Below are 7806 nucleotides of genomic sequence, written 5' to 3' on the forward strand. Positions count from 1 at the left end.
AGCCTGGGAACCTGATTTATCAGGATATTAAGGCTGCGAAGTCTTAAGAATCCCCCTGTCTTTAGACCGGGGAGTGTCAACTTACCCATCTTCCTATTCTTCAGAATAGCCGCCGCAATTCTGTTAAACTCTGGTGCGTGGGTGGGTAAAATAGGGTTTGGTCCTGATTCAGGACGGTGTGGATGGGGATTACTTGTATGACACAGTTGGTATAGGCGATCGCATTTAAGTCTTTGACAAACTCCCCATCCCAAGTTACTTCCCGCACTGAGGCACTATTTTGAGTTAGCCAGTTGATGATTTGCGATCGCGCTACTCCTGGTAAAATTCCGCCATCTATTGATGGCGTGTACCATGAGCCATTTTTCCATCCCCAGAGATTTCCGGTGCTGGTTTCCAACCAATGCCCCTTATCGTTAATTAAAATAGCTTCTTTTGCACCGAGTTGTTGGGCTTTTTGTAGTGCTAGCCATCCTCCCAGGTAGTTTCCTGTTTTATAGGTGGGTAAGGAGCGACGACATTCTGGAGTTTCGGCTAGCCATGCTGTTATTCCGTCTGTCTGACGTTGGCTTAAATCGGCGGGTAAATATCGCCCGGTAATCCATTCTCTCCCATCAGGGAAAATTACTATTCTCAATACTGGAAAATGTAATAGTAATTCCTCTGCTCCTTGGCGTAAGCGATTCCAGTCTGGTAATTGCCAGCCGAAGGTTTCTATACTATTGATTAATCGGGCAGAATGGGCATCCCAATTAGTTAGGGGATGGTTTAAGGATTGGTGATAAATTCGGAGGGTAGTAAATACTGTCGCTCCGTAGATTAATCCTGGCTCGTCAATGGGTAATTCTATTTTATTTCCTTGGATTAATGCACCATTGTACCAGAAAATTGTTGGGGACATATCTATATTGAAGCGAGCGACTGGGAATGATAGGTTAGACGATAAGACAAAATACCAGAAAGCAAGACTACAGAGCGAGACTATATTATATATAGTGTACGCGATCGCTTCAACGAAAGGACAAGACCCTAGAGATGAAAACTCAATCTACAAAATGGGGGAATAATCCAATGGAATCAACCAGCACTTGGGGTATTACTACCACTTTGGCATATTTCTGTGATTCGGAATATCTCGGGCAGTTGGAAAAGGAAAAGACTATTGCCCTGGAGGAGTTGAAAATTGAGGTATTTGGCAAATATTGGCAGGATGAATCGTGCCATCAAGTGCTGCGGCTAATTGGGGGGATGATTGATGCTAAGTTTGTGGGAGAAATTATTGAGTACCTCTGTCAGCAAAAAGGCAAAAATAATAATTTTATGAACCTCTTTATCGCAGCCAAGTGCCTTGATGAGGTGAGAAATCGTCAGATTATTGCTAAAACAAAACGGATAATCAGTTATTTGAGCTGTTAAAATCTTTGATTAAATACGATCTAAATTATTATTATCGACTTCACGATGTTCCAGAAGAGACACAGCGAGTGAGAGACATTCGCACCCAAGCGGTTGCGGCAATTGCGACAACTTGGCACGATCAACCCGATACTTTACACTTTATCAAACAATTCATTGCCTCTGATAATGATGGGTATATGCGAAGCATCGCCGTACAAGAAATAGCTAGAGGTTGGCATGATGAATCTGATACTCTACCTCTCCTGAAACAACTAATTACTTCTGATGATAATGTTGAATAGCAGATTCCTTAGCCAGTCTTTCTTCTTCAACACGTTGCATAGCAGATTCCTTCGCCATTCTTTCCTTATCAACACTTTCTTCAGGAGTAGGAATCCAATTCCCCTCACCATCATACCATCGCAGCCATAGCCGCTGACAACCCTTATAAAAACCCAACCATAATCCTATCCCTAATTCTAATTCCGGTATCCAGAATCGGGATTCTGTTAAAATTTGTTCTCGGTAACGATTCCTTTTTAACTGAAAGACTTTCAGTTGATTAGTATATCGACTAAAAACAAAATAATAGGGAATTTTGAGAATTTGCTCGTAAACTTCCCATTTAGTTGGCGGTTTATTTAAGTCTGAATAAGTTAACCCCAAATTCTCATCTTCCGTACCCGGTGACAGAAATTCTACAGCCACAATCGGACTAACTTTTTCTTGCCATATTACATAACTTAACCGGATGTCTTTACCTTGGCGGAACCTAGAAATACCTACTGCCAAAAAGAAATCGGGTCTTTTATACCAAAAAGGATGAATTGAATCGTAGTATAAATTAAGATCGCTAGCGACAAAAATTTGGTCGGCTGGATAAGTTTGCGGACAACATGTTTCACCTAAAATATCACCTTGCCAATCGTGAAATTCATCGGGCAAACCTGATTCCTCCGGATTTTCACTAGGTAAATCATACATAGTAGGCAGAATTTCACTCTGCTCTTCACTAGGTAAATCGTACATGGTAGGCAACCCTTCATTAATCAGCGGCTGCGAATTTGATATGTACATGGCTTTTTTTTCAATATCTCTTACTATATTATATAGGAAAGATCGGGCATTTAACATCTAAAAATGTAGGTTGTGTAGAACGAAGTGAAACCCAACAAAAAGATATGGAAAAGTGAAGCCCTTACCATAAGTATGGCCTTAACTGGTTCGATGTGTTAAGATCGTTCCGATAGTTAAAACCTAGCATCCCAAAAATCCGATGCTTTCAATTCAAGTCCAAGCACAAGTTTCATCTGAACAACTTCTGAAGGCAGTGGAAAATATGCCAAGAGGAGAATTTGAGGAATTTATCGCCCATCTCCTTAAACTACGTGCCCAGCGGTTAGCGACTAGCGTATCAAAAACCGAGTCAGAATTGCTCGTGAAAATTAATCAGGCTATTACTATAGCGCTCCAGAATAGGTTTAATGAATTAGTTACAAAAAGAGTTGCCCTAACCCTGACACAACAAGAGTACACTGAACTACTCCAATTAACAGATGAGATTGAAAATATAGATGCAGTTAGAGTCGGATATCTTGGAGAGCTTGCTTGTTTACGGCATGTTTCCCTGACTCAGTTAATGGCAGATTTGGGAATTAAAAATCCAGCTTAATTGGCTTAACACCAACTGGTCGTGCTACTGTCAGTGAATTACAGTTAAATAGACCGGGTTTAGTCAATCTACGCCGCGCACTCTATACATTGGGAGAACATCCACCTATTCTTATTATCAATGACCAATAAGTAATGACCACTTGCCTATTAAGAATCTCAGGAAAAACTCATCCTATTATCAGACAGAAATAATTTAGTTAAGTTAAAGTAAACTAGCTAGAATAAATTTTATTACCATGGGTTATCTAATATTCCCAGTCAGGGTGCAAGAATATACCCCCTTTAACCTTTCCGATGAAGTTACCCAATCGTCTGCTCAAAGCCACCAAAACAATTTGGTCAAAAATTGACCCCTTTTCCCTACAAGTACGATTAACCGTAGGCATCGCTACTTTTTCAGCGATGGGATTGAGTGGTGTGGCAATCTGGACAAGTTGGAAAATGCAGCAAATCCTCGTCACCAGTCAAAAGCAAAATATTGAATTTCTCGCCAATCGCTTCCCCCACGATGTAGAAATTTACAGCGATATGGTATCCATTGAAACGGGAATCCAACGCGCCATTAATAACCTAACCACAGATAAAATTATCCTCTGGGTACGGAATCCAAATCAATTAATTATTGCCCAATCTCACCAATTACAAGTCGATAGAAGCAGTCATTTATTAACCTCACAAATGGAACCAAATCCCCAGTTATATAAACTCCGGGAACGTTACTGGGTTGCCTGTGGTGCTTCCTTGCAAGTGAAGGGAAAAATTCTGGGTAAAGTCTATATTGCCAAGGATATAACTAGCGAACAAATCATGTTTTTAAGCCTAATTAAAACATTAGGTATTGCCAGTCTCCTCTCCATCGCCATTATTACGATAATAATCGCTATTTATATTCAAAAATCCTTAAAACCACTGCGGCGAATTTCTGCGATCGCAAAAACCATTTCCGCTAACGATTTAGGAGCAGCACGGCTAGACTTAGAAAGAGTTCCCAGTGAAGTCAAAGAATTAGCCCAAACCTTTGAGACAATGTTACTTCGCCTCTCCGATGCTTGGGAAATGCAGCGCCAATTTGTCAGTAACTTTTCCCACGAATTACGCACCCCCCTAACCATCGTTTCCGGTTATCTCCAAAGTACCTTAAGACGCGGCAAAAACCTAACTCCACAACAGCAGGAAGCATTATCAATAGCCATATCAGAAACAGATCGTACCATTCAATTATTACAAGACTTATTAGACTTGGCCAGAGCCGATAACGGGAGAATGCACTTTAATATAGAGTCGATCATCCTGAATGACTTACTATCAGAGATAGTGGGAATGGCAGTACAATATAGCAATAGAGTAATTACCATGAAAGCAACAGCGGATATAATTGCCGCAAAAGCAGATCGCGATCGCCTCAAACAAGTCTTGCTAAACTTAATTGATAATGCAGTAAAATATTCAGAATCAGATCAACCTGTGATCGTCAAACTAGACCAACAAAACGAACAAGTAAAAATCGAAATATGCGATCGAGGCAGAGGCATCCCCTTAGCCCAACAATCCCGAATATTCGAGCGATTCTATCGAGTAGATGAAAACCGCGCCAAATCAATAGGCGGCACGGGCTTAGGATTATCCATAGTCAAAACATTAATAGAAGGAATGAGCGGAAGCGTCACAGTGCGATCGCAACCCGAAAAAGGCAGTACATTTACCGTAACCTTACCCTTGGCTCAAATATAGATCCAGTTGCTGAAGTGTCCATACCTAGACTACCAGAAACGCACATCCTGACGCGGGATTTACCAAATATCAGAGTTCACTTGAACAAGCTGCATACTATTATATCTCAGAATCACTAACTTTACCTACTCTATAAGTATCAGGAGTTGAGGTAAAAACAAGTGGAAATGATGATTATTTTTAGTCTAATTGGTATTCTTGGTTTACTTGAGGTTTTAACTCAATCGGATTAGTCGCACTGGTTAGAATAACTGGGAATATTAATCCTATAGGGGTTATCGGTTGGATGGGATAGATTTTTTTTAAACGCAAAGAGCGCAAAGAGTAGTTTCTATGTGTTAATAACCTCAAGGAGGTTAAGATGTTTAAGTATAAAGAACAAACATTTGTCAGAATTGTCTACGCTAAAGTCAAAAATAATGGCAAATCAGAATTAGTTCCTTTTCGGCTATATCAAGATGGTCATTTGGAACCAAATTATTAAAAAAGGTAGGGTTCGTTACATGTAACGCACCCTACTACTATACCCCAGAAACCGGGTTTCTTTTTAGTGCTTTTGACTTTACTCGGCTACACTCTGTTCCATCTGATCGAGGAGAGCAGCAATATGTTGGATAAATTCTTGCCTACTTAAAGATTTATGACCTCTAAATGTCTTGTCAGGGTAAGCCAGGGGTAAAGCATACTGCTCCACAAGCTTCTTAAGCGCGGCAAAATATACGGTTTCTGTCGATATATCAGTTATGTCAAAGATTGAGGACACCATGACAAATTCATCATCATCAGAAGGTTGAGAGCAGCCTAATAGTTGCTCCACAAGAGTTAATCTAGGAGTCAAATTATCGAGATTGTCAGGCACTTCTAGTTGAACTTCGGGTTTTGCTTTTGACTGCTGTGTTTCTAGCATCTCTAATCGTTGAGTGAGAGCATCAATGATTGACTGCTGTTGTTCCAGTAAAGCTAATTTTTCACTCAACGCCTGCTCCATATCATCAATCATAGATAGTTGAGATTCAATACTGGGAGCAGATTGAAGTTGATTGATTTGTTGTTCCAACTGCTCGATTCTAGATTGCTGAGAAGCAATAGTTGAATCGGATTGCAATCCCTCAATTTGCCGCTCTAACAGATCGATTCGCGATTGCTGTAGTTCGGTCGTGCTATCGGATTTAATCTGAGAGATTTGATACTCTAGTTGATCGATCTTACTTTTGAGGGATGGTAGTTTTAATAGTCGTTCTAGGAATCCTGCTAACATAGTTTTCTGGTAAATTTTGATGTCAACGAGTAAGTCTAATGGGATTCTACCGGAAATCGGTAAATTTTGTGGTATTTGATCTCACTAATGAGTAATGTAATTACTTTACAGCTTGCGATCGCCTCCAGCACAGGCACGACCAATCTCTCTTTTTAACCGAATCGCGATCGCAAGATCCCACGAGGAAGCGGTATAATAAAATATTGTTCTGTACTCTCACTATTCTGTGACAACTACTCCCCTTCGACCAACCTCCCAATCCCCCGCCGAGGCTACCACTCAACAACCCGATGCCTTGGGACGCTTTGGGAAATTTGGCGGTAAGTACGTCCCGGAAACGCTAATGCCTGCTTTGTTTGAATTAGAGCAGTCATTTGCCCAATACCGCAACGAGCCAGATTTTCAGCAGGAATTACAACAGCTACTACGAGACTATGTGGGACGACCATCCCCTCTCTACTTCGCGGAACGCTTAACTACTCATTATGCTAAACCCGATGGTAGCGGTCCGGAAATTTATCTCAAGCGCGAAGACTTAAATCATACAGGCGCTCACAAAATTAATAATGCTCTAGCTCAGGTTTTATTAGCCAAACGAATGGGCAAACGCCGCATTATCGCCGAGACAGGTGCTGGCCAACATGGTGTAGCAACGGCTACCGTTTGTGCCAGATTTGGCTTAGAATGCGTCGTATATATGGGCGTTCAAGATATGGAAAGGCAATCTCTGAACGTATTTCGGATGCGCCTCATGGGAGCCAAAGTCCAACCCGTATCGGCAGGAACAGGTACTCTAAAAGATGCTACCTCAGAAGCAATTCGCGATTGGGTCACAAATGTAGAAACTACCCACTATATCTTAGGTTCAGTAGCAGGTCCTCATCCCTATCCCATGCTGGTACGGGACTTCCATGCTGTAATTGGACAAGAAACTCGCGCCCAATGTTTAGAAAAATGGGGCGGATTACCAGATATTCTCTTAGCTTGTGTGGGCGGTGGCTCAAATGCAATGGGGCTATTTCATGAGTTTGTGAAGGAATCCACAGTCAGAATGATTGGGGTGGAAGCAGCAGGAGAAGGTGTAGATACGGAGAAACACGCTGCCACCTTAACACGAGGACGACCCGGAGTGTTACATGGGGCAATGAGTTATTTACTCCAAGATGATGATGGACAGGTAATCGAAGCTCATTCTATTAGTGCTGGATTAGACTATCCTGGAGTCGGACCAGAACACAGCTATTTAAAAGATACCGGAAGATGTGAATATTACGCCGTAACCGATGAAGACGCGATCGCAGCTTTTAGAAGGTTATCGGAATTAGAAGGAATTATACCAGCTCTGGAAACTTCCCACGCGATCGCCTATTTGGAAACTCTCTGTCCCCAACTCAGCGGTAGTCCCCGCCTAATTATCAACTGTTCCGGACGCGGTGACAAGGATGTCCAAACTGTTGCTAAGTTTATTAATCTGGGCAGTGGGGAGTAGGGAGTAGGGAGTAGGGATTGGACGATAAAGTAAAGCAAACACTCCTAACCCCTAGTCCCTAGTCTAGTAGTCTATAGCTGAGAACTCTAAAAGAAAGATGAAATATCACCTAAAAATGAGCAAGTGTAAATTAAGATACACTAGTTAGCTCTAATTGGGGTGCTTTATTTATCCGATCGCCCTCATCCCTCTTGCCAATCTATTAGACATCTCCAAAATATAATTTCAAACCCTTACCCTATCTAGCTCAAAACCT

9 protein-coding genes are annotated in these 7806 nt (G+C 41.5%); 6 read left to right on the forward strand and 3 right to left on the reverse strand.

Features of this window, described 5'->3' with window-relative positions; all coding sequences use genetic code 11:
* Nucleotides 1-100 precede the first annotated feature (100 nt).
* Nucleotides 101-901, reverse strand: coding sequence for an aminotransferase class IV (locus NJ959_RS22280; protein WP_254013938.1), 801 nt, complete (start codon nucleotides 899-901; stop codon nucleotides 101-103).
* Between the two features lie 170 nt (nucleotides 902-1071).
* Between NJ959_RS22280 and NJ959_RS22285 the strand changes: the two genes are divergently transcribed.
* Both NJ959_RS22285 and NJ959_RS22290 read left to right on the forward strand, forming a co-directional pair.
* Nucleotides 1072-1416, forward strand: coding sequence for a hypothetical protein (locus NJ959_RS22285; RefSeq protein ID WP_254013939.1), 345 nt, complete (start codon nucleotides 1072-1074; stop codon nucleotides 1414-1416).
* 5 nt (nucleotides 1417-1421) lie between these two features.
* Complete coding sequence (locus tag NJ959_RS22290) at nucleotides 1422-1700, forward strand: hypothetical protein (protein WP_254013940.1); 279 nt, start codon at nucleotides 1422-1424, stop codon at nucleotides 1698-1700.
* Here the strand turns inward: NJ959_RS22290 and NJ959_RS22295 are convergent.
* Complete coding sequence (locus tag NJ959_RS22295) at nucleotides 1675-2475, reverse strand: Uma2 family endonuclease (protein WP_309242692.1); 801 nt, start codon at nucleotides 2473-2475, stop codon at nucleotides 1675-1677. The two genes, NJ959_RS22290 and NJ959_RS22295, sit on opposite strands and share 26 nt — an antisense overlap.
* 199 nt (nucleotides 2476-2674) lie before the next feature.
* On the opposite strand from NJ959_RS22295, the gene NJ959_RS22300 reads away from it, so the two are divergent.
* The 3 genes from NJ959_RS22300 to NJ959_RS30265 all read left to right on the forward strand — a co-directional run bounded on the left by NJ959_RS22300 (nucleotide 2675) and on the right by NJ959_RS30265 (nucleotide 5287).
* A complete protein-coding gene (locus NJ959_RS22300) occupies nucleotides 2675-3070 on the forward strand; it encodes an STAS/SEC14 domain-containing protein (protein ID WP_254013941.1) in 396 nt (131 codons plus the stop codon).
* Between the two features lie 296 nt (nucleotides 3071-3366).
* Nucleotides 3367-4803 carry a sensor histidine kinase gene (locus tag NJ959_RS22305; protein ID WP_254013942.1) on the forward strand — a complete coding sequence of 479 codons (1437 nt, stop codon included), beginning with the start codon at nucleotides 3367-3369 and terminating at the stop codon, nucleotides 4801-4803.
* A gap of 361 nt (nucleotides 4804-5164) precedes the next feature.
* The gene (locus NJ959_RS30265) at nucleotides 5165-5287 is read left to right on the forward strand and encodes a hypothetical protein (RefSeq protein ID WP_256529594.1); all 123 of its coding nucleotides are present in this window, start codon (nucleotides 5165-5167) and stop codon (nucleotides 5285-5287) included.
* Between the two features lie 78 nt (nucleotides 5288-5365).
* Here NJ959_RS30265 and NJ959_RS22310 read toward each other — a convergent pair whose 3' ends face one another.
* Nucleotides 5366-6061, reverse strand: a complete 696-nt coding sequence (locus tag NJ959_RS22310; protein ID WP_254013943.1) for a hypothetical protein — start codon at nucleotides 6059-6061, stop codon at nucleotides 5366-5368.
* A 226-nt stretch (nucleotides 6062-6287) separates the two neighbouring features.
* Between NJ959_RS22310 and trpB the strand changes: the two genes are divergently transcribed.
* Nucleotides 6288-7550, forward strand: coding sequence for a tryptophan synthase subunit beta (trpB, locus tag NJ959_RS22315; protein ID WP_254013944.1), 1263 nt, complete (start codon nucleotides 6288-6290; stop codon nucleotides 7548-7550).
* Nucleotides 7551-7806 lie beyond the last annotated feature (256 nt).

This window comes from Limnofasciculus baicalensis BBK-W-15 (genome assembly GCF_024178385.1).
Classification (GTDB): Bacteria; Cyanobacteriota; Cyanobacteriia; order Cyanobacteriales; family Coleofasciculaceae; genus Limnofasciculus; species Limnofasciculus baicalensis.

Bases quoted from the DNA above. Each gene is read 5' to 3' on its own strand.
- NJ959_RS22295 (WP_309242692.1), bottom strand. From the start codon at position 2,475: ATGTACATATCAAATTCGCAGCCGCTGATTAATGAAGGGTTGCCTACC.
- NJ959_RS22280 (WP_254013938.1), bottom strand. From the start codon at position 901: ATGTCCCCAACAATTTTCTGGTACAATGGTGCATTAATCCAAGGAAAT.
- NJ959_RS22310 (WP_254013943.1), bottom strand. From the start codon at position 6,061: ATGTTAGCAGGATTCCTAGAACGACTATTAAAACTACCATCCCTCAAA.
- NJ959_RS30265 (WP_256529594.1), top strand. From the start codon at position 5,165: ATGTTTAAGTATAAAGAACAAACATTTGTCAGAATTGTCTACGCTAAA.
- NJ959_RS22305 (WP_254013942.1), top strand. From the start codon at position 3,367: ATGAAGTTACCCAATCGTCTGCTCAAAGCCACCAAAACAATTTGGTCA.
- NJ959_RS22285 (WP_254013939.1), top strand. From the start codon at position 1,072: ATGGAATCAACCAGCACTTGGGGTATTACTACCACTTTGGCATATTTC.
- NJ959_RS22300 (WP_254013941.1), top strand. From the start codon at position 2,675: ATGCTTTCAATTCAAGTCCAAGCACAAGTTTCATCTGAACAACTTCTG.